This window comes from Sphaerotilus sp. (assembly GCF_031429695.1).
Lineage (GTDB): Bacteria > Pseudomonadota > Gammaproteobacteria > Burkholderiales > Burkholderiaceae_C > Sphaerotilus.
Genome location: NZ_JANPAB010000063.1, coordinates 1 through 20,270, shown reverse-complemented (window position 1 = coordinate 20,270; position 20,270 = coordinate 1). Strand labels below are relative to the sequence as shown.

19 protein-coding genes are annotated in these 20,270 nt (G+C 67.9%); 15 read left to right on the top strand and 4 right to left on the bottom strand.

Annotated elements, in window-relative coordinates; all coding sequences use genetic code 11:
- Positions 1 to 2: 2 nt before the first annotated feature.
- A complete protein-coding gene (locus RMP06_RS12465) occupies positions 3 to 1,730 on the bottom strand; it encodes an acetolactate synthase 3 catalytic subunit (protein WP_310462105.1) in 1,728 nt (575 codons plus the stop codon).
- Positions 1,731 to 2,016: 286 nt separating this feature from the next.
- Here RMP06_RS12465 and RMP06_RS12460 point away from each other — a divergent pair, with 286 nt between their 5' ends.
- Genes RMP06_RS12460 through RMP06_RS12440 form a run of 5 tightly spaced genes read left to right on the top strand, consistent with a single transcriptional unit; the run spans position 2,017 to position 4,867 of the window.
- A complete protein-coding gene (locus RMP06_RS12460; protein WP_310462104.1) occupies positions 2,017 to 2,583 on the top strand; it encodes an RNA polymerase sigma factor in 567 nt (188 codons plus the stop codon).
- A 5-nt stretch (positions 2,584 to 2,588) separates the two neighbouring features.
- Positions 2,589 to 3,131, top strand: coding sequence for a DUF3619 family protein (locus tag RMP06_RS12455; protein ID WP_310462103.1), 543 nt, complete (start codon positions 2,589 to 2,591; stop codon positions 3,129 to 3,131).
- Between the two features lie 4 nt (positions 3,132 to 3,135).
- Positions 3,136 to 3,867 (top strand): DUF3106 domain-containing protein, encoded by a 732-nt coding sequence (locus RMP06_RS12450; RefSeq protein WP_310462102.1) that lies wholly within the window; start codon positions 3,136 to 3,138, stop codon positions 3,865 to 3,867.
- 27 nt (positions 3,868 to 3,894) lie between these two features.
- A complete protein-coding gene (locus tag RMP06_RS12445) occupies positions 3,895 to 4,443 on the top strand; it encodes an RDD family protein (RefSeq protein WP_310462101.1) in 549 nt (182 codons plus the stop codon).
- A gap of 43 nt (positions 4,444 to 4,486) precedes the next feature.
- The gene (locus RMP06_RS12440) at positions 4,487 to 4,867 is read left to right on the top strand and encodes a diacylglycerol kinase (protein ID WP_310462100.1); all 381 of its coding nucleotides are present in this window, start codon (positions 4,487 to 4,489) and stop codon (positions 4,865 to 4,867) included.
- 15 nt (positions 4,868 to 4,882) lie between these two features.
- Here RMP06_RS12440 and RMP06_RS12435 read toward each other — a convergent pair whose 3' ends face one another.
- Together RMP06_RS12435 and ettA are read right to left on the bottom strand one after the other, a co-directional pair.
- Positions 4,883 to 5,221 (bottom strand): P-II family nitrogen regulator, encoded by a 339-nt coding sequence (locus RMP06_RS12435; protein WP_310462099.1) that lies wholly within the window; start codon positions 5,219 to 5,221, stop codon positions 4,883 to 4,885.
- Between the two features lie 48 nt (positions 5,222 to 5,269).
- Entirely contained in the window at positions 5,270 to 6,934 is a 1,665-nt protein-coding gene (gene ettA / locus RMP06_RS12430) for an energy-dependent translational throttle protein EttA (protein WP_310462098.1), read from the bottom strand.
- A 178-nt stretch (positions 6,935 to 7,112) separates the two neighbouring features.
- On the opposite strand from ettA, the gene RMP06_RS12425 reads away from it, so the two are divergent.
- The 7 genes from RMP06_RS12425 to RMP06_RS12395 are packed head-to-tail and all read left to right on the top strand — an operon-like array spanning position 7,113 to position 14,624.
- Positions 7,113 to 7,598, top strand: coding sequence for a type IV pilin protein (locus tag RMP06_RS12425; RefSeq protein WP_310462097.1), 486 nt, complete (start codon positions 7,113 to 7,115; stop codon positions 7,596 to 7,598).
- Positions 7,599 to 7,600: 2 nt separating this feature from the next.
- Entirely contained in the window at positions 7,601 to 8,236 is a 636-nt protein-coding gene (locus tag RMP06_RS12420; RefSeq protein ID WP_310462096.1) for a GspH/FimT family pseudopilin, read from the top strand.
- A 10-nt stretch (positions 8,237 to 8,246) separates the two neighbouring features.
- A complete protein-coding gene (locus RMP06_RS12415) occupies positions 8,247 to 8,678 on the top strand; it encodes a type IV pilus modification PilV family protein (protein WP_310462095.1) in 432 nt (143 codons plus the stop codon).
- A 10-nt stretch (positions 8,679 to 8,688) separates the two neighbouring features.
- Positions 8,689 to 9,885: a PilW family protein gene (locus tag RMP06_RS12410; protein WP_310462094.1), complete on the top strand. Its 1,197-nt coding sequence runs from the start codon at positions 8,689 to 8,691 to the stop codon at positions 9,883 to 9,885.
- A 22-nt stretch (positions 9,886 to 9,907) separates the two neighbouring features.
- A complete protein-coding gene (locus RMP06_RS12405; protein ID WP_310462093.1) occupies positions 9,908 to 10,567 on the top strand; it encodes a pilus assembly PilX family protein in 660 nt (219 codons plus the stop codon).
- 6 nt (positions 10,568 to 10,573) lie between these two features.
- Complete coding sequence (locus RMP06_RS12400) at positions 10,574 to 13,960, top strand: pilus assembly protein (RefSeq protein WP_310462092.1); 3,387 nt, start codon at positions 10,574 to 10,576, stop codon at positions 13,958 to 13,960.
- A gap of 1 nt (position 13,961) precedes the next feature.
- Positions 13,962 to 14,624 (top strand): energy transducer TonB, encoded by a 663-nt coding sequence (locus tag RMP06_RS12395; protein WP_310462091.1) that lies wholly within the window; start codon positions 13,962 to 13,964, stop codon positions 14,622 to 14,624.
- A gap of 17 nt (positions 14,625 to 14,641) precedes the next feature.
- On the opposite strand, the gene RMP06_RS12390 is transcribed toward RMP06_RS12395, so the two are convergent.
- Positions 14,642 to 15,580 (bottom strand): histone deacetylase family protein, encoded by a 939-nt coding sequence (locus RMP06_RS12390; RefSeq protein ID WP_310462090.1) that lies wholly within the window; start codon positions 15,578 to 15,580, stop codon positions 14,642 to 14,644.
- Between the two features lie 81 nt (positions 15,581 to 15,661).
- On the opposite strand from RMP06_RS12390, the gene RMP06_RS12385 reads away from it, so the two are divergent.
- Genes RMP06_RS12385 through RMP06_RS12375 form a run of 3 tightly spaced genes read left to right on the top strand, consistent with a single transcriptional unit; the run spans position 15,662 to position 19,790 of the window.
- Positions 15,662 to 16,636 carry an AAA family ATPase gene (locus RMP06_RS12385; protein WP_310462089.1) on the top strand — a complete coding sequence of 325 codons (975 nt, stop codon included), beginning with the start codon at positions 15,662 to 15,664 and terminating at the stop codon, positions 16,634 to 16,636.
- 11 nt (positions 16,637 to 16,647) lie between these two features.
- Entirely contained in the window at positions 16,648 to 17,670 is a 1,023-nt protein-coding gene (locus tag RMP06_RS12380) for a DUF58 domain-containing protein (protein ID WP_310462088.1), read from the top strand.
- Positions 17,667 to 19,790 (top strand): transglutaminase TgpA family protein, encoded by a 2,124-nt coding sequence (locus RMP06_RS12375; RefSeq protein WP_310462087.1) that lies wholly within the window; start codon positions 17,667 to 17,669, stop codon positions 19,788 to 19,790. The genes RMP06_RS12380 and RMP06_RS12375 overlap by 4 nt, the downstream gene beginning before the upstream one ends.
- Positions 19,791 to 20,270: the final 480 nt, after the last annotated feature.

Sequence of the window (20,270 nt, the reverse complement as noted above, 5' to 3'; positions counted from 1 at the left end):
GGTCACAGGTCTTCGGAGCCGAGCAGCATCTCGGTGATGCCCTGGCCTGCCTTGACCATCGGCCAGACGTTCTCGGTCCGGTCGGTGCGCACGTCGAGGAACACGGTGCGGTCCTTCAGACGGATCAGCTCCTTCAGGGCCGGTTCGACCTCGGAGGGCTTCTCGATCTTGATGCCGACGTGGCCATAAGCCTCCGCCAGCTTCACGAAGTCGGGCAGCGCATCCATGTAGCTGTGCGAGTAGCGGCCCTGGTAGTCCAGTTCCTGCCACTGGCGCACCATGCCCAGGTAGCGGTTGTTCAGCGAGATGACCTTGACCGCCGTGCCGTACTGCTGGCAAGTGGACAGCTCCTGGATGCACATCTGGATCGAGCCTTCGCCGGTGATGCAGAACACGTCCGACTCGGGCTTGGCCAGCTTGATGCCCATGGCGTAGGGCAGGCCCACCCCCATCGTGCCCAGGCCGCCGGAGTTGATCCAGCGGCGCGGCTCGTCGAAGCCGAAATACTGCGCCGCCCACATCTGGTGCTGACCCACGTCGGACGTGATGTAGGTGTCACGGCCGCGGGTCAGGTTCCACAGGGTCTCGACGACGTACTGCGGCTTGATGACCTCGTCGGAGTTCTTGTACTTCAGGCACTCCCGACCACGCCACTCGTTGATCTGCGACCACCAGGCGTTCATCGCGGCCGGCTCGGCGCGCTGCTGGTGTTCGCGGATCTGGGTGATCAGTTCCTGCAGCACGTCCTTCACGTCGCCAACGATGGGGATGTCCACCTTGACGCGCTTGGAGATCGAGGACGGGTCGATGTCGATGTGGATGATCTTGCGCTCGACCGAGGCGAAGTGCTTCGGGTTGCCGATCACGCGGTCATCGAAACGCGCGCCCACCGCCAGCAGGACGTCGCAGTTCTGCATCGTCATGTTGGCTTCGTAGGTGCCGTGCATGCCCAGCATCCCGAGGAAACGCGGATCGGTGGACGGCGTCGCCCCCAGGCCCATCAGCGTGTTCGTGACCGGGTAGCCCAGCAGATCGACCAGCTCGCGCAGCTCCGCCGAGGCGTTGCCCAGGATCACGCCGCCGCCGGTGTAGATGTAGGGGCGCTTGGCCGACAGCAGCAGCGCAACAGCCTTGCGGATCTGCCCGCCATGGCCCTTGCGCACCGGGTTGTACGAACGCATCTCGACGGTGTCCGGATACTGGAACGTGGTCGTCTTCAGCGACACGTCCTTCGGGATGTCCACGACCACGGGACCGGGGCGGCCGGTGCGGGCGATGTGGAATGCCTTCTTGAGCGTCATGGCCAGGTCGCGCACGTCCTTGACCAGGAAGTTGTGCTTGACGATCGGGCGCGTGATGCCGACGGTGTCGCACTCCTGGAAGGCGTCGAGGCCGATTGCGGCCGTCGGCACCTGGCCGGTGATCACGACCATCGGGATCGAGTCCATGTAGGCCGTGGCGATGCCGGTCACCGCATTGGTGACACCAGGGCCGGACGTGACGAGTGCGACGCCGACCTTGCCGGTGGCGCGCGCATAGCCGTCAGCAGCGTGTACGGCCGCCTGCTCGTGGCGCACCAGAACGTGCTGGATCGTCTCTTGCTTGTAGAGAGCGTCGTAGATGTAGAGGACCGATCCACCGGGATAGCCCCACATGAATTCGACGTTTTCGGCCTGCAGACAGCGGACCAGGATTTCCGAGCCGTTCAGCTCGGGCGTAGCGTTGTCCATGTGAATGAACCTTTCGGGTTTTCTCTGACGAAAATCGATCGGTGCGCCTCCCCTCGCCCTTGTGAGGTGGGATTGGTGCCGGGGGGTCGTTGACGCTGTCACCCGGGTCGGGCGAGCAGCGCAGACCATTGCACGCTTCGTGCGAAGGCGGGATTATCGCACTCTTGCGTGGCAGCCTTGCTGCAGTGCGGCGCAAAGTGGGCCGGTGCCATAATCGCGCCCGCCGACATCAACACGCCCGCCACCCCTGCTCCCGACGCACGCCGCCCCATCCGGCGCAACCTCCTTGGCCGAAGATCAAGCCCTCTCCGACTTCCTGCAAAGTGTCGAAAAACGCGCCTTCAAGCGCACCGTGTACATGGTGCGTGACGAGGATGCTGCGCTCGACATCGTCCAGGATTCCATGATCCGACTGGCGCAGCGTTATGGCGATCGACCCACCAACGAGTGGCCGATGCTGTTCCAGCGCATCCTGTCGAACGCGACGATGGACTGGTTTCGCCACCAGAAGGTCCGCAACGCCGTCCTGAAGAATTTCTCCGACTTCGAGGGCAACGACGGGGATGCGGACTTCGATCTGCTGGAACACCTGGCAACCGAAACCACTGCAGGTGATACCGAAAGTGCCGACAGCGCCTTCGCACGGGTACAAACCTTGCAAAGGATCGAAGAAGAGGTGTCGAAGCTTCCTGGCCGTCAACGTGAAGCCTTCCTTATGCGTTACTGGGAGGAAATGGATGTTGCCGAGACCGCCGCGGCCATGGGTTGCTCGGAGGGAAGTGTCAAGACGCACTGTTCGCGCGCAGTGCATGCGTTGGCCAAAGCGCTGAAAGCCAAGGGAATTTCACTGTGAACACCGTGTCGATTGCACGCAACCTGCTGCCCGGAGAAGCAGACGCCCTGGAGGCGCGCTTCGCCCTGCGCCTGACCGCCCATCTCGAAGCTGGCGCCCAAACGCTGCCCCACGACATCAGCGAGCGATTGCGTGTGGCGCGCATGCAGGCGCTGGCGCAGGCCCGCCACCAGGCCGTGGCGATGCGGCGACCCCAGGCGGCCTCGGCACCGGACATCTCGATCGTCGGCATTGATGCGCACTCCGGTGCCACCACCCTCGGGCACATGGGCGGCGGAAGCGAGTCGGTGTGGTGGAGTCGGCTGGGCTGGCTGGTGCCGGCACTGGTTCTTGCTGTCGGCCTGACTGGGCTGGGCGAGTGGGAATCACGCGAGCAGATCGCCCAAGCTGCCGAGATCGACACTGCGCTGCTGGGCGATGACCTGCCTCCAGCAGCCTATCTTGACGCGGGTTTCGGCGAGTTCCTGCGCCGCCCACCAGAAGTACCTGCATCGACGGCAGCCCCCGCCGAGGACTCCCCTAGCATGCTCGCATCGGCGGGGAACTGACACCATGGCGCGAAAAGTCGTTCGGACCTGGTCGGGGACAGGCGCACTGGCCGGCATTGCACTCGCCTTGTCGATGCAAGTCGCTGCCCAGACCGGTCCGGCCTGGGCCGAACTCAGTGCTGGCGAACGCCAGGCGCTTCAACCGCTGCAGAGCCAGTGGAGCGACATCGACAGTCTGCGCAAGCAGAAGTGGCGCGATGTCGCGACTCGCTACCCCGGCCTGCCCGCTGTGCAACAAGAGCGTCTGCGCGAGCGCATGGTCGAGTGGGCCTCGATGACTCCCGCGCAGCGCAATGTGGCGCGCATCAGCTTCGAGGAGCTGCGCAAGGTGCCCGCCACCGAGCGCCAGACCCGCTGGGAGGCCTATCAGAACTTGCCTGCCGAACAGCGCCAGGCCTTGTCCACCCAGGCCGGCAATCGACCTGCTCCTGCTTCGGCGCCTCAAGCCGCGGCCGCGCGCAAGACGCCGACGGTGGACAGCACGCCAGCCAAGTCCAACATCGTGACAGCACCCCAGACGGCCCGGCCGCAATCGGTGGCACCCGGCACGGTGCAGGCCGGCATCGGTGCCAGCACGCGGCCGATCAACAAGCCACCGACGCCCCCGCGGCACCAGCAGGCGGGCCTGCCGAAGATCGCCGCGACACAAGGATTCGTCCAGAACGACACCCTGTTGCCGCAGCGCGGCCCGCAAGGTGTCGGCACCAGCCCTGCGCCGAGCCCGGATGTGCCCTGACCGTTCCGTTCGCTGATTGACTGATTGATGGTTTCCCGCTCCGCCCTGCCCTACACCCCTGACAACGCCGATCTGGCTGCACTGCCGACACCTGGCCTGCGTCGGCGCGTGGCCGCCATGCTCTACGAGGGTGTGGTTCTGTTTGGCGTGCTGATGATTGCAGGGCTGCTATTTTCAACCCTCACCGATCAACGCCACGCGCTGCAAGGCCGGGTCGAGCTGCAGGCGTTCCTGTTCGGGATGCTGGGACTGTATTTCGCCTGGTTCTGGATTCACAGCGGCCAGACCGTGGCAATGAAGACCTGGCATATCCGGGTCGTTCGCCGAGACGGGCACCCACTGGGCTGGATGAACGCGCTGGCCCGCTACACGCTGAGCTGGTTGTGGTTTCTGCCAGCACTTGGAGTGGCCGCCGCGCTGAAGCTCCACACCTCCGGCGAATACGCGCTGGCCTTGCTGGCAGGCGTGGTTGCCTACGCCGCCTTGACGCGGCTGTTGCCAGACCAGCAGTTCCTGCACGACCGCCTCTGCCAGACCCGGCTAGTGACTTGGCGCCCAGCCCCGCGCCACCGCTGAACCGCGCACCAGGGAGGTTGGCGCTGGCACAATCGGCGCCACCATGACGAATCCCCACAAGGGCCGCACCGGCCTAGATCGCATCCGCCACGCCGCTGGCTATTCCCTCCAAGGACTCACCAGCGCCTACCTCGGCGAGAGTGCCTTTCGCCAGGAAACTTGGCTCGCCGTCATGCTGGTTCCACTGGCCTTCTGGGTCGGCCAGACCTGGATCGAGACCGCGTTGCTCGCGGGCAGCGTAGTGATGGTGCTGATCGTCGAGCTGCTCAACTCGGCCGTCGAAGCCACAGTCGATCGCATTTCGTTCGAGCTGCACGAACTCGCCAAGCGGGCCAAGGATTTCGGCAGTGCCGCGGTTTTTTTGTCCCTGGCCGTGACCGGCGCCATCTGGGCCGCGGCCCTCTGGCACCGGTTCATCGCCTGAATGGGCTAGAGCCGCTCAGACCGCCGCTTCGTCGGTCTCGCCGGTGCGGATGCGGATCACCTGCTCCACGGCGGTCACGAAGATCTTGCCGTCGCCGATCTTGCCCGTCTTGGCTGCCTTGACGATGGCCTCCAGGCAGCGATCGACATCCACCGTTTTCACGACGACCTCGATCTTCACCTTTGGCAGGAAATCGACCACGTACTCGGCACCGCGGTATAGCTCCGTGTGGCCCTTCTGGCGGCCGAAACCCTTGACCTCGGTGACGGTCAGGCCAGTGACGCCCACCTCGGCGAGTGCCTCGCGGACCTCTTCGAGCTTGAAGGGCTTGATGATGGCGGTGATCTGTTTCATGGGGGTGCTCCGACTGGGTTCAGGTCAATTTAGCATCAATCAAGGGCGTCACTTGAGGGCCTTGTAGCGGAACCGCTTGGGCCGCGCACCCTCTTCGCCCAGGCGGCGCTTCTTGTCGGCCTCGTACTCCTGGTAGTTGCCGTCGAAGAAGACCCACTGCGAATCGCCTTCGGCCGCCAGGATGTGGGTGCAGATGCGGTCCAGGAACCAGCGATCGTGGGAGATGACCATGGCCGAGCCGGCAAACTCCAGCAGCGCCTCTTCCAGCGCACGCAGGGTTTCCACGTTCAGATCGTTCGACGGTTCGTCCAGCATCAGCACGTTGCCGCCCTGTGCCAGCGTCTTGGCCAGGTGCAAACGACCCCGCTCACCGCCCGACAGGCTGCCGACCAGCTTCTGCTGGTCGTTGCCCTTGAAGTTGAAGCGGCCGATGTAGGCGCGGCTGGGCATGACGAACTTGCCGACCACGATGTTGTCGAGTCCGCCCGAGACGTCCTGCCACACCGTCTTGGTGTCGTCCAGGCTCTGGCGGCTCTGGTCCACGAAGGCCAGACGCGCGGTCTTGCCGATCTTGACCTCGCCGGTGTCGGCCTTCTCCACACCCTGGATCAGGCGGAACAGCGTTGATTTGCCGGCGCCGTTCGGGCCGATGATGCCGACGATGGCACCTGCCGGCACCTTGAAGCTCAGATTGTCGATCAGCACCCGGTCGCCAAAGCTCTTGGTGACGCCGTCGAACTCGATCACTTCATTGCCCAGGCGCTCGGCGACCGGGATAAAGATCTCGTTGGTTTCGTTGCGCTTCTGGTAGTCAACGTCGCTCAGTTCCTCGAAACGGGCCAGACGCGCCTTGCTCTTGGCCTGACGCCCCTTGGCGTTCTTGCGTACCCACTCCAGCTCGACCTTCATCGCGCGGGCACGGGCGTCTTCGGTCTTCTGCTCCTGCTCCAGGCGCTTGCCCTTGCCTTCCAGCCAGTCGGAGTAGTTGCCCTTGTACGGGAAGCCCTGGCCCCGGTCGAGTTCCAGGATCCACTCGGCGGCGTTGTCGAGGAAGTAGCGGTCGTGGGTGATGGCCACCACGGTGCCGGTGAAGCGTTGCAGGAAGTGCTCCAGCCACTCGACCGACTCGGCGTCCAAGTGGTTGGTCGGCTCGTCCAGCAGCAGCATGTCGGGCTTGGACAGCAGCAGGCGGCACAGGGCCACGCGGCGCTTTTCACCCCCCGACAGGTTACCGATCACCGCATCCCACGGCGACAGGCGCAGCGCATCCGCGGCGATTTCGAGCTGCAGATCGGTGTTCTCGCTGCCGGCGGCGGCGATGATCGCCTCCAGCTCGGCCTGCTCGGCGGCCAGCGCGTCGAAGTCGGCGTTTTCGTCGGCGTAGGCGGTGTAGACCTCGTCCAGACGCTTCTTGGCCGAGATCACGCCGCCGATGCCTTCTTCGACCGCTTCGCGCACGGTCTGGTCCGGGTTGAGCTGCGGCTCCTGGGGCAGGTATCCGATCTTCAGTCCGGGCATCGGGGTGGCTTCACCCTCGATGTCCTTGTCAATACCGGCCATGATCTTCAGCAGCGTCGACTTGCCCGAACCATTCAGGCCGAGCACGCCGATCTTGGCGCCCGGGAAGAAGGACAGCGAGATGCCCTTGAGGATCTGCCGCTTGGGCGGCACGATCTTGCCGACGCGGTTCATCGTGAAAACGTACTGGGCCATGGGTGTCTTGTGGGGTTGTCGGTTGCCAATCGCGTATTGTCACCCAGCCCGCCGCCCAGCCGACGAACGGCCCGCTGCGGCCGATCAACGGCGGGCCGCCCGCGTGACGCCGAGGCGCTTGGCACCTACGATCGGGGTACCTTTTCATTTTTGCGCGATTTCCCGGTCGCCAGCCGACATGGCCCTGCCCGCATCCGCCCTCGCTTCCGTCCGCCGCACCTGTTCGTCGGGCACACGCGGCTTCACGCTCATCGAGGTGATGGTCGTCGTGGCCATCATCGGCATCCTCGCCGCCATCGGGATGCCGGCTTACAGCGACTACATCCGCCGCAGCGAACTGCCAGAGGCCTTCAGCACGCTCGCCAGCCAGCGCGTGGCAATGGAGCAGTACTACCAGGACAACCGCCAATACGGTACCAACACCTGCGGCGAGGGCAAGATCAAGTTCTCGGACCAGCCCGCCACCGGCGCCAAGTTCAGCTACGCCTGCAAGCTCAGCGGCAACAACGGCAACCAGGCCTACACCCTCACCGCCACCGGCACCAGCGGCCACACCAAGGGCCACGACTACACGCTCAACGAAGCTGGCGAGCAGGGCACCACCCAGTTCAAGGGCGCCGTCACCAGCAAAGCGTGCTGGCTCAAGCGCGGCACGGAGTGCTAAGCATGGTGACCTTGGTGCCTCCACGCGCTGCGCCCGGCTTCTCGCTGATTGAGCTGATGGTGACGCTGGCGGTGCTGGGCGCGCTGCTGATGGCGGTCACGCCACTGGTGCGCGACTGGATGCTCGACACCGAGATCCGCAACGCCGCCGAATCGATCAGCAGCGGCCTGAACCGCGCCCGCGCCGAGGCCGTGCGGCGCAACGAACCGATCCTGTTCTCGCTGGTGTCCAACGACGCCCAGCCAGGCACGCTGGACAACACCTGCACGGTGTCGTCCACCTCGCCTTCGTGGGTCGTGAGCCTGGACAACCCCGCGGGACAGTGCGGCCAACCGCTGGGCACCACCACCGGCACCCGCCTCGTCGCCAGGCACGCCCGCGGCGACGGCTCGCCGGGCGTCACGCTGGAAGTGCGCGATGCGTCCTGCGGGAACGCCACCGGTCAGGCCCAGGTGCTGTTCAACGGCTTCGGACGTGCACAGCCGGTGCCTGCGCCGATCCGCTGCATCGTGGTCAAGCACCCCGGCAGCAGCACCAGCCGGACGCTGCACGTGGTGCTGAACATCGGAGGCACCGTGCGCACCTGCGACCCCGCCGCAACCGATCCGCGCGACACCCGCCGCTGCCTGGTGAACTGAGGAGATGCCCGTGATCCACTCCCGCACCGCTGCAGCGCCATCCACCCAAGGCTTCGTGCTGCTGGAAGCGCTGATCGCGCTGCTGATCTTCTCGCTGGCCGTGCTTGGTCTGGTCGGCTTGCAGGCCTCGATGACCCGCGCCACCAGCGGCGCCAAGTACCGCGCCGACGCCGCCTACCTCGCCAGCGACCTGGTTGGCTTGATGTGGACCGACAGCCGCAACCTGGCGCTCTATGACGCCGGCAACTGCGCCGGCCATCCACCTTGCCAGCGCTGGATGGACCGCGTCAGCGAGCGCCTGCCCACCGGCGTCGGCAAGGCCGAGGTCTCGAAGACAGAACCCGGGCAGGTCACCGTGAAGGTCACCTGGCAGGCGCCCAGCGACGAGCTTCGCCAGTTCCAGACCACCACCGCGGTCAACCCCAACCCCGTCCAGCCTTGACCCGAGCGACATGACCGCGTCTCCCGCCTCCCCCGCCGCCCAGAGCGGCGTCACGCTGATCGAGCTGATGGTCGGCATGGTCATCGGCCTGCTCGCCGTGCTGGTGATCGCCCAGGTCACCACGGTCTACGAAGGCCGCAAGCGCACCATCACCGCCGGCTCCGACGCCCAGGTCAACGGCGCGCTGGCCTTGCAGACCCTGCAGCGCGACGTGCAGACCAGCGGCTACGGCATGTCCGAGGGTGGCGCCACCGGCTGCCGCATCGTCGGCCAGCGGGCCGGCGTGGCCACCCGGTTCGAGCGCACGCTGGCACCGGTGGTCATCACCGATGGGGCGGACGGCGCGGCGGACAGCCTCGACGTCCTGATGAGCAACCACGCCGACTTTGCGCTGCCGACCCGCGTCGCGGGCAGCCACCTGCGCGCAAGCAACGTCTTCGTCATCGGCAACAACACCGGCCTGGGCCACCACAAGGGCGACCTGATGCTGGCCGTGCCCACCCCGACACCCGATCCGACCGACCCGGCCCGCTACTGCAGCCTGTTCAACGTGAGCGCCGAGCCAGTGGCCGCCAGCAACCAGCTCTTCCATGACGCCGGCGCCGACGGCCCCTGGAACCAAGACCTGACCAACACCGTCTTCCCCGGTACCCAGAGCACCGATCTGTCCTACGCCGCTGGCAGCCTGCTGCTCGACCTGGGCACCCTCGTCAGCCGGCGCTTCTGCGTGACCGGGCTGGCCGAGGCCCGATGCGACACCCCTGCGTCACAGATCCCCTACCAGTTGCGCCAGATTTCCTTCGACAGCGGCACCGGCCAGACCACGGCCGATGACCTCTATCCGCAGATCGTCCAGCTCCAGGCCGTCTACGGCATCGACACCAGCGCCATCGCCGACCAGGTCGCCGACATCTGGACCGCGGTGTCACCGACCACGGCCAAGGGCTGGCAGCGCGTGGTGGCCGTGCGCGTGGCGGTGGTCGCCCGCAGCACGCAGAACGAACAGCGCCCCACCCAGTCGGCCGTGCGGACCGCCAGCGAGTGGGTCACGCCAACGCTGCCGGTCTGGTATCCGGACGGCGTCACTGCCGAGCCACTGCGTGTCGACAAAGCACCGCCCGGTGCCGGCGACGACTGGCGCAACTACCGCTACAAGGTCTTCGAGACCGTGATCCCCCTGCGCAACCTGCTGTGGCAACCCGCGTGAGCCGCCCATGGAGCACCTCGCGATGAACCCATCCCCGCTGAACCACCGCCAGCAGCGCGGCGTTTCGCTGCTGTTCGCCATGGTCACCGTGGTCGCGCTGTCGCTGGCGGCGGTGGCGATGATCCGCTCGGTCGACACCGGCACCACCATCCTGGGCAACCTGAGCTTCAAGCAGGACACCCTGATGGCCACGGACGAAGCCACCCGGCTCGCCATCCTGTGGCTCGAAGAGCGGCAGAAGACCGACCCGGATGGCCTGAACGTCACCCAGCGCGACCAGGGCTACTGGGCGCAACTGGTGCCCGGACTCGACCCCACCTCGACCAGCCTGTCCGCCAGCCGCGTGGCCATCGACTGGAACAGCGACAGCTGCCGCTCGCAGCGCGGCCCGACTCCGGTGGACTGCCTGCCCACCCGTACCAAGTCGCTGGCCAACCAGATCACGGCGCATTTCCTCATCGTGCGGCTGTGCTCGGAAGCCGGCAGCTCGACCACGGGCACCAACCAGTGCCCTCGCCCGCTCAACGCCACCAGCCAGGTCACCAGCGAACGCGGCGAGATCAACAGCCAGAACCCGGTGCGCATCGGCTCCAGCAGCGTGGCCGAGTACTACCGCATCGTCGTGCGTGCCCAGGGCGCGCGCAACACGGTCAGCACCACCGAAACGCTGGTGCATTTCTGAGTCGCCATGAACCGCATGCCCACCCGTCGCCACCCTCTCGGCCTGCTGGCCCTCGCCGCCGCACTGGCTTGCTGCGGGACGATCGGCAGCGCGCACGCAGCGCTGATCGACGTGTCCAATGTGCCGCTGAGTGCCTCGTTGTCCCAGGTCAAGCCGAACATCATGTTCATCCTGGACGACTCCGGCTCGATGGCGTACTCCTACATGCCCGACGAGGCCGGCATCTACGATGGCGATGCCGTCCTCGGTGACAACTACGGCTACCGTTCGGCCCACTGCAATGGTCTGGCCTTCAACCCGGGCCTGTCCTACCGCCCGCCGGTCCGCGCCAACGGCACCTCCTACCCCGATGCGAGCTTTGCCGCGGCACCGGACGACGGCTTCAATCTGTCGGCTGGCGCCACGTCGCTCGACGGCAGCGTCTACTACGCCTACAAGAATGACAAGAAGCTGACCCCGCTGTCCTGGTCCTACCGGCCGGACGGCAACCCCGACAGGTCAACCCCGTTCTACAAGGACTGCACGCTCAGCAGGAGCGAACCCTCGGACCAGTTCATCCCGGTCACCGTCACCACCACGTCCGACGCGGTACTGCGGCAGAAATACGCCAACTGGCACGCCTACTACCGCACGCGCCGCCTGCTGATGCGCACCGCCGCCGGCGAGGCCTTCCGCGGCATCGGCGACGAGTTCCGCGTCGGCTTCACCGTCATCAGCGACAGCAGCGTCACCAGCAGCAGCTTCCTCGACGTCAAGGACTTCACCGCGACCCAGCGCAGCAGCTTCTACGACCTGCTCTACACCGCCCAGACCGCCGAGGGCTTCACGCCGCTGCGGGGGGCCCTGTCCAAGACCGGTCGCTATTTCGCCAACAAGATCGCCGGCCAGCGCGCCGACCCGGTCCAGTATTCCTGCCAGCGCAACTACGCGCTGCTGTCAACCGACGGCTACTGGAACAGCGGGCAGAGCCCCTACCCGGGTCTGGAGACCGCCACCTACGGCCCCCTCCAGCTCGACGGTCGGACCCGTGTCGGCCAGCAGGATGGCGCCGAGGCCAGGCCCATGAAGGACAGCACCGGCACCTCGGGCGGCGGCGACAGCGATTCGCTGGCCGACGTGGCCCAGTACTTCTGGGCCACCGACCTGCGCACCGATTTCACCAACAACGTGCCAGCCACCAAGCGCGACTCGGCCACCCACCAGCACCTGAACACCTTCACGGTCGGGCTGGGCGTGCAGGGAACCCTCTCCTACGACCGCAACTACCTCACGCTGGGCACCGGCGACTATGCCGACATAGTCGCCGGCCGGAACAACAAGGTGTGGCCGGTGCCGATCGGCACGGTCAGCACCACCCCGAACACGACCAACGCCACCCACATCGACGACCTGTGGCACGCCGCCGTCAACGGCCGCGGCCAGTACTTCTCGGCCACCGACCCGCAGACCCTGTCCGACGCCATCGGCACCACGCTCAACGAGATCAGCAAGGACGCCGGCTCCAGCGCCGCCGCCTCGGCCAGCTCGCTCACGCCGGTGACCGGCGACAACTGGGTCTTTCTGCCGAGCTACAGCAATTCACCCACCTGGCACGGCGACCTGCGCGCCTTCCAGTTCACCACGGACGCGGTCACCGCGGGTCTGATCGCCCCGGACACCAGCGACGGCAAGGCCGTCTGGAGCGCCCGGACCCGGCTCGACGCGCGTGACCTCGTCGCCCGTCCGCGGCGCGTGCTGTTCGGCAACGGTGCGGGCAAGTTGCTCGACTTCACCTACGCCAACCTGCTGAGCCTGAAATACAACTCGGACTTCGACGACCTCTGCGCCGGTCCGCGCCCGCTGTCGCAATGCACCCGTCTCACGCCAGCCGCGATGGACAAGGCCACCGGCAATAACCTGGTGAACTTCCTGCGCGGTGACCTGCTGCTCCAGATGGGTGCATCCGCACCGGACAACCAGGTCTTCCGCAACCGGTACTCCCGCTTGGGCGACTTCGTGAACGCTGCGCCGGTCTACGTCGCCAAACCCCCGTTCAAATACGCCGACGCGGGCTATGCGCAATTTGTCACCGACCACGCCAGCCGCGCCAAGATGGTCTACGCCCCGGCCAACGACGGCATGCTGCACGCCTTCCAGGTCGGCGAAAACGAAACCGACCCCGTCGGCGGCGATGAACTGTGGGCCTTCGTGCCGCGCGGTGTGCTGTCTCACCTGCGGCGGCTTGCGGACGTGGGCTATGACGCCAACCACAGCAACCTGCTCGACGCCACGCCCACCATCGGCGACGTCTTCGCCAACGGTCAGTGGCACACCGTCCTCGTCGGTGGCATGGGCGCGGGCGGCCGCTACTACTACGCACTCGACATCACCAACCCGGCCTCCCCGGCGCTGCTCTGGGAGTTCTCGGACGCCAACCTGGGTCTGACCTTCGGCAATCCGGTGATCACCAAGGACGCCAAGGGCACCTGGCTGGTGGCCTTCACCTCCGGCATCAACAACGTCGGCGACGGCCGCGGCCGGATCTACCTGGTGGACGCCATGACCGGCAAGCTGCGCACCGGCGCGGGCGAGATCATCACCTCGGCCGGCGACACCACGACGCCCAGCAACCTGGGTCGCCTCAACGCCTGGGTACCGAGCGACACGGACAACACGGCCTTGCGCTTCTATGCGGGCGACATGCTGGGCAACCTCTGGCGCTTCGACCACGACGACCGGATCGCCCCCTCCGGCATCGAAGCGACCTTGCTCGGTCAGGCACTCGGGCCGAGTCTGGTGCCGCAACCCATCACCGGCAAGCCGGTCCTCACCGAACTGGTGTTCGACAATGTGCCGGTCACCGTCGTGTCCTTCGGCACCGGGCGCCTGATCAACAACACCGATCTGGCGTCCACCGGTCTGCAGAGCATCTACTCGATCCGGGACACGCTCGGCAGCACCGGCATCGGCCCCTTGCGCGACCCGAACGCCAGGCTGGTCCGCCAGGAACTCAACACCAGTCGCCGCCTCGACGAAGCCAAATCGGTGGACTGGAATGCCCAGAACGGCTGGTACGTCGACCTGAACCAGTCCAGCGGCGAGCGCGTGGCGCTGGACGGCATTCCGCTGGCCTCGGGCCTGATCGCCTTCGCCTCGACCGTGCCGAACGGCGATCCCTGCGGCAATGGCGGCAGCTCCTACCTCTACCAGTTCCTGCTGCCGTCGGGCGACGTGCGGGACGTGGAGATCTCGACCTCGCTCATCGTCGGGGTCAGCCGGGTGATGGACAGTGCCGGGCGGGTCAGCGCCTTCTTCACCAAGCGCGACCAGAGCACCCAGCTCAAGGCAGCCGGTCTCGGCATCCGCAGCAAATCCAACACCTTGCGACGCGCGGCCTGGCGCGAGCTGAACTGAGATGGCAGTGCGCGGCGTGGTACTGGCGGCCTGCGTGACCGGCTCGGTCGCGCTGCATGTTGGCGCACTGCTGTCTGGCGCCTTGCCTGCGTCAGTGCCGGCGCACAGCGGTCCGGCACATGGCAGTCCGTCCGGCATGGACGTGCGCATACGCGCCGAGACCGCGGCCAGGCCAGCCCGCCCGGCGCCGTTCATCCCGCCCGCCACGGCCAACCGCGCAGCACCGCCAAGCGGGGATCCGGACACCCTGCCGCCCACCGGCGCCGGTCCCGCAGCCGCAGCGCAAGCGCCACCCGCCACACCACAAGAGGGTCCGGCCGGCGATCCAGACGCCGATTACCTGCCACGCAACCAGCTGAGCAAGGCCCCGGCACCCCAGCAGTCCATCGACCTGCTCTACCCGGAGCTGGCGCCGTCCGGCCGCTTCCGGGCCGTGGTGACGCTGTTCATCGACGACCGCGGCGTGGTGCAGCGGGTGCGCATCGACGAGGCAGACGACAGTGGCCTGCCTCCGCTGCTCGAAGACGCGACCCGGCAGACGTTCCTGCGCAGTGCCTTCGTGCCGGGCGAGGTGGATGGGCGCCCGACCCGTTCGCGGCTGCGCATCGAGGTCGAATACGCCACCGAGCCGCTGCGCGACAGTGCGCAGACCGCCGCGCGCTGACCCGGACCAGGCCCCGATCAGACGTCGGCCAGCACCCGCAGGTGGGCCGCGACGCTGCGTGCCAGCGCACTCAGCACGTAACCACCTTCCAGGCACGACACGATGCGGCCCTGGCTGTAGCGGTCCGCGACGTCGACCAGCCGCTGCGTGATCCAGGCGTAGTCCGCCTCGACCAGCCCGAGCTGCCCCAGGTCGTCCTCGCGGTGCGCGTCGAAGCCGGCGGAGATGAAGACCATCTCGGGCTGGAAAGCCTCCAGCCGCGGCATCCAGTACATCTCGATCAGCTCGCGCACGTCCATGCCGCGGGTGTAGGCCGGCACGGGCACGTTGACCATGTTGTCGCCCATGGGCACACCGCCGCTGTAGGGATAGAGCTGGTCCTGGAAGAAGCTGGCCATCAGCACCCGGTCGTCGCCGGCAATGATGTCCTCGGTGCCGTTGCCGTGGTGAACATCGAAGTCGATGATCGCCACGCGCTTCAGGCCGCGCACGTTCAGCGCATGGCGCGCCGCGATGCAGACGTTGTTGTAGAAGCAGAAGCCCATCGCTTGCGAACGCGTGGCGTGGTGGCCGGGCGGGCGGATCGCGCAGAAGGCGTTGCGGTAGACGCCATCGATCACCGCGTCGGTGGCGGCGACCGCGGCCCCGGCCGCCCGCAGCATCGCCTGGCGTGTGCCGGGACAGACGGTGGTGTCCGGGTCGAGCGCGCGGTGTTCGCCGGTGAGGATCGCCTGCTGCATGAACTCGTCGAGTTCGAGCAGGTACCCCTCGTTGTGCGCCTGCATCAGGTCCGAGTGCTTCGCCAGCGGCACGTCGTCGGGACGCAGCAGCGCGATGTCCAGGCCGGTGGACAGCAGGTGGTCTTCGATCGCATCGAGGCGCTGGGGACACTCGGGATGGCCGGGACCCATGTCGTGGCCGCGGCAGTCGGGGTGGGAATAAAAGGCAGTGCTCATGTTGTCTGGCACACCGGGCATCCGTCGCCCGCTGTGTTGTCCCTCAAGCTTCGTTTCGGTTCGGGTAAGGTATCACCAATGATGAACCGCCCACATCACACGCTCCTGACGCCCCCGCCATCCTCGGTCCCGGAGACACCGCTGACCGAAGCGCTGGAACGCCTGATCGACCAGGTCGGGTCGGTGGTGGTGGGCAAGCATGCACAGATCCTCGACAGCGTGGCCTGCCTGCTCGCCGGCGGCCACCTGCTGATCGAGGATGTTCCCGGTGTCGGCAAGACCACCCTCGCCCAGGCCCTGGCCGCTTCGCTCGGCCTGCACTTCTCCAGAGTGCAGTTCACTGCCGACCTGACCCCCAGCGACCTGATCGGAATCAGTGTCTACGAGCGCGCACGCGAGGGATTTGTCTTTCATCAAGGCCCCGTCTTCACGCAGGTGCTGCTGGCCGACGAGATCAACCGCGCCGGCCCGCGCACCCAGAGCGCGCTGCTGGAGGCGATGGAAGAGCGCCAGGTCAGCCTCGACGGCCAGACCCGCGCCCTGCCGGCGCCCTTCTTCGTCATCGCCACCCAGAACCCCACCGAGCAGCTCGGCACCTACGCCCTGCCCGAAAGCCAGCTCGACCGCTTCCTGATGGGCCTCACGCTCGGCTATCCGTCCCCGTCGGCCGAACGGGCGCTGCTCGAAGGCCACGACCGGCGCGAGGCGGTGCGGCACCTGCAGCCGGTGATGTCCGCGCAGGAGCTGCTGGCTGCGCAGGCCGCGGTGCAGCGTGTGCATGCGGCGCCCGCGCTGCTGGACTACCTGCAGGCGCTGATCGCCGTGACGCGCAACGGCCAGTGGTTCGCGCAGGGGCTGTCGCCGCGGGCGGCACTGGCGTGGCTGCGGGTGGCACGCGCTCGGGCCTTTCTCGCCCGGCGCTCCCACGTCACGCCGGAAGACCTGCAGGCGCTGGCCGTGCCGGTGCTGGCCCACCGCCTGCCGCCCCGCAGCGGCGCCGGGCGCAGCCGGGCCGCGCAGGTGCGGGCGATGCTCGAAGCCGTGCGGCTGGTCTGAGGCGAGCGGCCTTGCTGCCCGACTGGCGCCAGCCCTGGACCGTGCGCTGGCAAACCTGGTGGGTCCGGCGCCATCCGCGCACCGACGCCGTGCGGCTCGACCACCGCAAGCTCTACATCGTGCCCACCGCATCGGGCCTGCTGTATTGCGTGCTGCTGGCGTGCCTGCTGCTGGCGTCGATCAACTACCAGCTCAACCTCGGCCACCTGCTGACCTTCACGCTCGCCAGCGCCGCGCTGGTCGCCCTGCACGCCACGCACGCGACCTTGAGCGGGTTGCACCTGCGTGCAAGGACGAGCGAGCCAGGTTTTGTCGGCCAGACGATCGACATCGACATCATCTTGCAGGACGAGACCTCGGCCACCGGCTGGCGCCACCCCATGCGCCTCGGCCGCCACGGGCTGGTGATGCGCTGGCGCGATGCGGCCAAGGGCGTCCCGCTCGCCTGGACACCCGGTCCGGACGCGCTGCAGCGTCTGACGCGGACCCTCGCGCAGCGCGGACTGCAGACCCTGCCGCCACTGGAACTCTCCAGCCGCTTTCCGCTCGGGCTGTTCCGGGTCTGGACGGTGTGGCGGATCGCGCACCAGCCGCTCGCCTGGCCGGCACCGGAGGTCGATGCCCCGCCGATCCCGCAGGATGACACCACCGATCCGGCCGACGCGCCCGCTCGCCGGACCAGCCTCCTGCCCGAGCCGGGGGACGACGACGGCGCACGGCCCTGGCGGCGCGAGGACCGGCCATCGCAAGTGCTCTGGCGCCGCTCGGCGCAGAGCTTGGCGGCCGGCGGCGGGCTGCTGGTGCGCGAGGTGCCGCCGCCCCGGCAGTCCCGCGAGCGACATCTGGATGGCGACCGCCTGCACGGCCTCGACCCCGAGGCCCGCCTGCGCCGCCTGAGCGCCTGGGTGCTGCAGGCGGACGCGCAGGGCCTGCACTACCGCCTGAGCCTGGGTGCGTTGCAGGTCGACGCCGGGGCCGGTCCTGGCCATCGGCGCAAGTGCCTGGACGCGCTCGCCCTCTGGAGTGCCCCATGACCTGGGCGACGCTGCCGCGCGAATCCCGCGACACCCTGTTCCTGCTGGCGGCGCTGGCCTGGACACTGCTGCCGCAACTCGCGCAAGTACCGCCGTGGTGCGCCACGCTGGCGTATGCGGCGCTGGGCTGGCGGGCGTGGCTAGCCTGGAGCGGGGGCGCACTGCCGTCGCGCTGGCTGCTGGTGCTGGCGCTGGCGGGCGCCTCGGCGGGCACGCTGGCGAGCCACCAGTCGCTGCTCGGGCCGTCGGCTGGCGTGACGCTGCTGGTGGTGATGTCGGCGCTCAAGACGCTGGAGCTGCGCGCGCGCCGCGATGCCACGGTGGTCTTCTTTCTCGGCTTCTTCCTGGTGCTCGCCAACTTCCTGCATTCCCAGTCGCTGGCCACGGCGCTGGCGATGGGCCTCTCGGTGTGGCTGCTGATCGCCGCGCTGGTACTGGCCCACCTGCCGGACCATCCCGGTGGCCTGCCACCGCTGCGGCATGCGCTGGCCCTGTCGACGCGGCTGCTGCTGACCGGCTTGCCACTGGTCATCGCGCTGTTTCTCCTATTCCCGCGGGTGGCGCCCTTGTGGGCGATGCCGGGGCCGGGCACCGGCAAGACGGGCCTGTCGGACCACCTCGCGCTCGGCGATGTGGCCGAACTGGCCCAGGACGACACGCTGGCGCTGCGCCTGCAGTTCGAGGGCGCCGTGCCCGCGCCGTCGCTGCTGTATTTCCGCGGGCCGGTGCTGAGCGCGCCGGAAGGCAGCGGCTGGCAGCGCCAGCAACGGACCGCACACGCCACGGATCCAACGCCGCAGCCACCACCCGCGCGCACCGCCCCTTCTGTGCGCTATGAGATGACCGTGGAGCCGCTCGGCCTCGGTACGCTGCCCATGCTGGAAAACGCCCGGACCCGCCCGACGCTGCCCGACGCCGAGCTGGACCTGCCGTGGTGGCGCCACCCGGAAGGTGACTGGTACACCCAACGGCCGCTGACCGAGCGGATGCGCGTCCTCGCCACCGCCGTGCTGGAGACGCCGCAGCACGACGCCAAGGCCGCGCCCAGCCCCCCGGTCGACGCAGACGACCCGCGCTGGGTGCCCTACCTTGCACTGCCGGATGGCCAGCATCCGCGAACCCGCGCCTGGGCGGACGCGCAACGGGTGGTCTTCGGCGCAGACCCGGCCGACAGCGGCCGCCGCGCCCAGTGGCTGCTCGACCACATCCGCCAGCAGCCCTATGTCTACACGCTGGCGCCAGGGCTGCTCGGCAAGGATCCGGTCGACGACTTCTGGCTCGACGGCCGGGCCGGCTTCTGCGAACACTACGCCGCCGCGGTCACCGTCGTGCTGCGCCGCTGGGGCATTCCGGCACGCATCGTCACCGGCTACCTGGGCGGCGAGGTCAACCCGCTCAACGGCGTACTGGAGGTCCGCCAGCGCGACGCCCACGCCTGGGTGGAGTACTGGCACGCAGCACGCGGCTGGGTGCGCCTGGATCCGACGGGCGCCGTGGCACCGGAGCGGATCCGGCGCGGCGAGCGGCTGGCCGCGCCACGCGGGCTGATCGGGCAGACGCTGGTGGATCTCGATCCGCGCCTGCTGGACCAGGCCCGTGCGGTCTGGGGCGCCGCGGAGCACCAGTGGAAACAGTGGGTCCTGGGCTACTCGACCCACCGGCAGCAGGATCTGCTGGCGGCACTCGGCAAGGAGAGGCTGGACAGCCAGGATCTGGGTCGCCTGCTGGCCGGCGCCTTTGCCGCAGCTGTCGGCATCGGAGCAGCCTGGACGGCGTGGCGGGCACGGACACGGCGGCGCGACCCCTGGCTGCGGGACCACGAACGTCTGCGGCACGTCCTGCGGCGCCGGGGCTACGACGCGCCGGACCACCTTGCCACCGCCGGCCTGCTGGAGCACCTGCGCGGCCAGACAGACACCGACCTCGTCGGCCTCGCCCACCTGCTGGAGACGCTCAGCCAGTGGCGCTATGCACCGGCCGGACAACGCGCCGCACTGCGTCCGCTGTGGCGCGCGGCGCAGCGGGCGGCGGCGCGGCTGCCCGAACGCCCGGTTCAGGCGCCGAGCAGGCGAGCATGCAGCGCTTCACCACCCGCACCGCCCGCGCAGACAGGCTGTTGAAGCGGCGGAACTGCCGCAGCACCTCCGGATCCGTGCGCACCTCGGTCGGCAGATCGAAGACAGCGGGCGGCTCGGTCTGCACCTGCGAGGTCCAGCCACGCACGTCCTGCCGACAATGCTGCCCGCCCGCCCCGAAGCCGATGTTCTCGACCAGCGAGCGCACCGGGAACACATCCAGCAGCCCGTGGTTGAACTGGTGGAAACAGAAGCGGATGGACCACGAATCGATCTTGCCGGCCATCTGGCGGTCCAGCATGTGGGACAGGTCGCTGCCGCCACGGTTGAAGCGCAGGCGCCGGGCCAGGTTCCAGCGGAAACGGCCGTAGCCCGACACCGCCCGAGAGTGTCCGGATTTCTGTGTGTGAGGCGGTTGGTTGAACTGGCCAGTTGGCCGGGTTATCGAAAGCCGCCGTAGGCGGCGTGGGTGAACCGCTCGCCGTAGAGTATCGCGAACTGGTTCATGGCGGACTTCCAATCCTG

Bases quoted from the DNA above. Each gene is read 5' to 3' on its own strand.
- RMP06_RS12465 (WP_310462105.1), bottom strand. From the start codon at position 1,730: ATGGACAACGCTACGCCCGAGCTGAACGGCTCGGAAATCCTGGTCCGC.
- RMP06_RS12450 (WP_310462102.1), top strand. From the start codon at position 3,136: ATGGCGCGAAAAGTCGTTCGGACCTGGTCGGGGACAGGCGCACTGGCC.
- RMP06_RS12445 (WP_310462101.1), top strand. From the start codon at position 3,895: ATGGTTTCCCGCTCCGCCCTGCCCTACACCCCTGACAACGCCGATCTG.
- RMP06_RS12440 (WP_310462100.1), top strand. From the start codon at position 4,487: ATGACGAATCCCCACAAGGGCCGCACCGGCCTAGATCGCATCCGCCAC.
- RMP06_RS12435 (WP_310462099.1), bottom strand. From the start codon at position 5,221: ATGAAACAGATCACCGCCATCATCAAGCCCTTCAAGCTCGAAGAGGTC.
- ettA (WP_310462098.1), bottom strand. From the start codon at position 6,934: ATGGCCCAGTACGTTTTCACGATGAACCGCGTCGGCAAGATCGTGCCG.
- RMP06_RS12425 (WP_310462097.1), top strand. From the start codon at position 7,113: ATGGCCCTGCCCGCATCCGCCCTCGCTTCCGTCCGCCGCACCTGTTCG.
- RMP06_RS12420 (WP_310462096.1), top strand. From the start codon at position 7,601: ATGGTGACCTTGGTGCCTCCACGCGCTGCGCCCGGCTTCTCGCTGATT.
- RMP06_RS12410 (WP_310462094.1), top strand. From the start codon at position 8,689: ATGACCGCGTCTCCCGCCTCCCCCGCCGCCCAGAGCGGCGTCACGCTG.
- RMP06_RS12405 (WP_310462093.1), top strand. From the start codon at position 9,908: ATGAACCCATCCCCGCTGAACCACCGCCAGCAGCGCGGCGTTTCGCTG.
- RMP06_RS12400 (WP_310462092.1), top strand. From the start codon at position 10,574: ATGAACCGCATGCCCACCCGTCGCCACCCTCTCGGCCTGCTGGCCCTC.
- RMP06_RS12395 (WP_310462091.1), top strand. From the start codon at position 13,962: ATGGCAGTGCGCGGCGTGGTACTGGCGGCCTGCGTGACCGGCTCGGTC.
- RMP06_RS12390 (WP_310462090.1), bottom strand. From the start codon at position 15,580: ATGAGCACTGCCTTTTATTCCCACCCCGACTGCCGCGGCCACGACATG.
- RMP06_RS12385 (WP_310462089.1), top strand. From the start codon at position 15,662: ATGAACCGCCCACATCACACGCTCCTGACGCCCCCGCCATCCTCGGTC.
- RMP06_RS12375 (WP_310462087.1), top strand. From the start codon at position 17,667: ATGACCTGGGCGACGCTGCCGCGCGAATCCCGCGACACCCTGTTCCTG.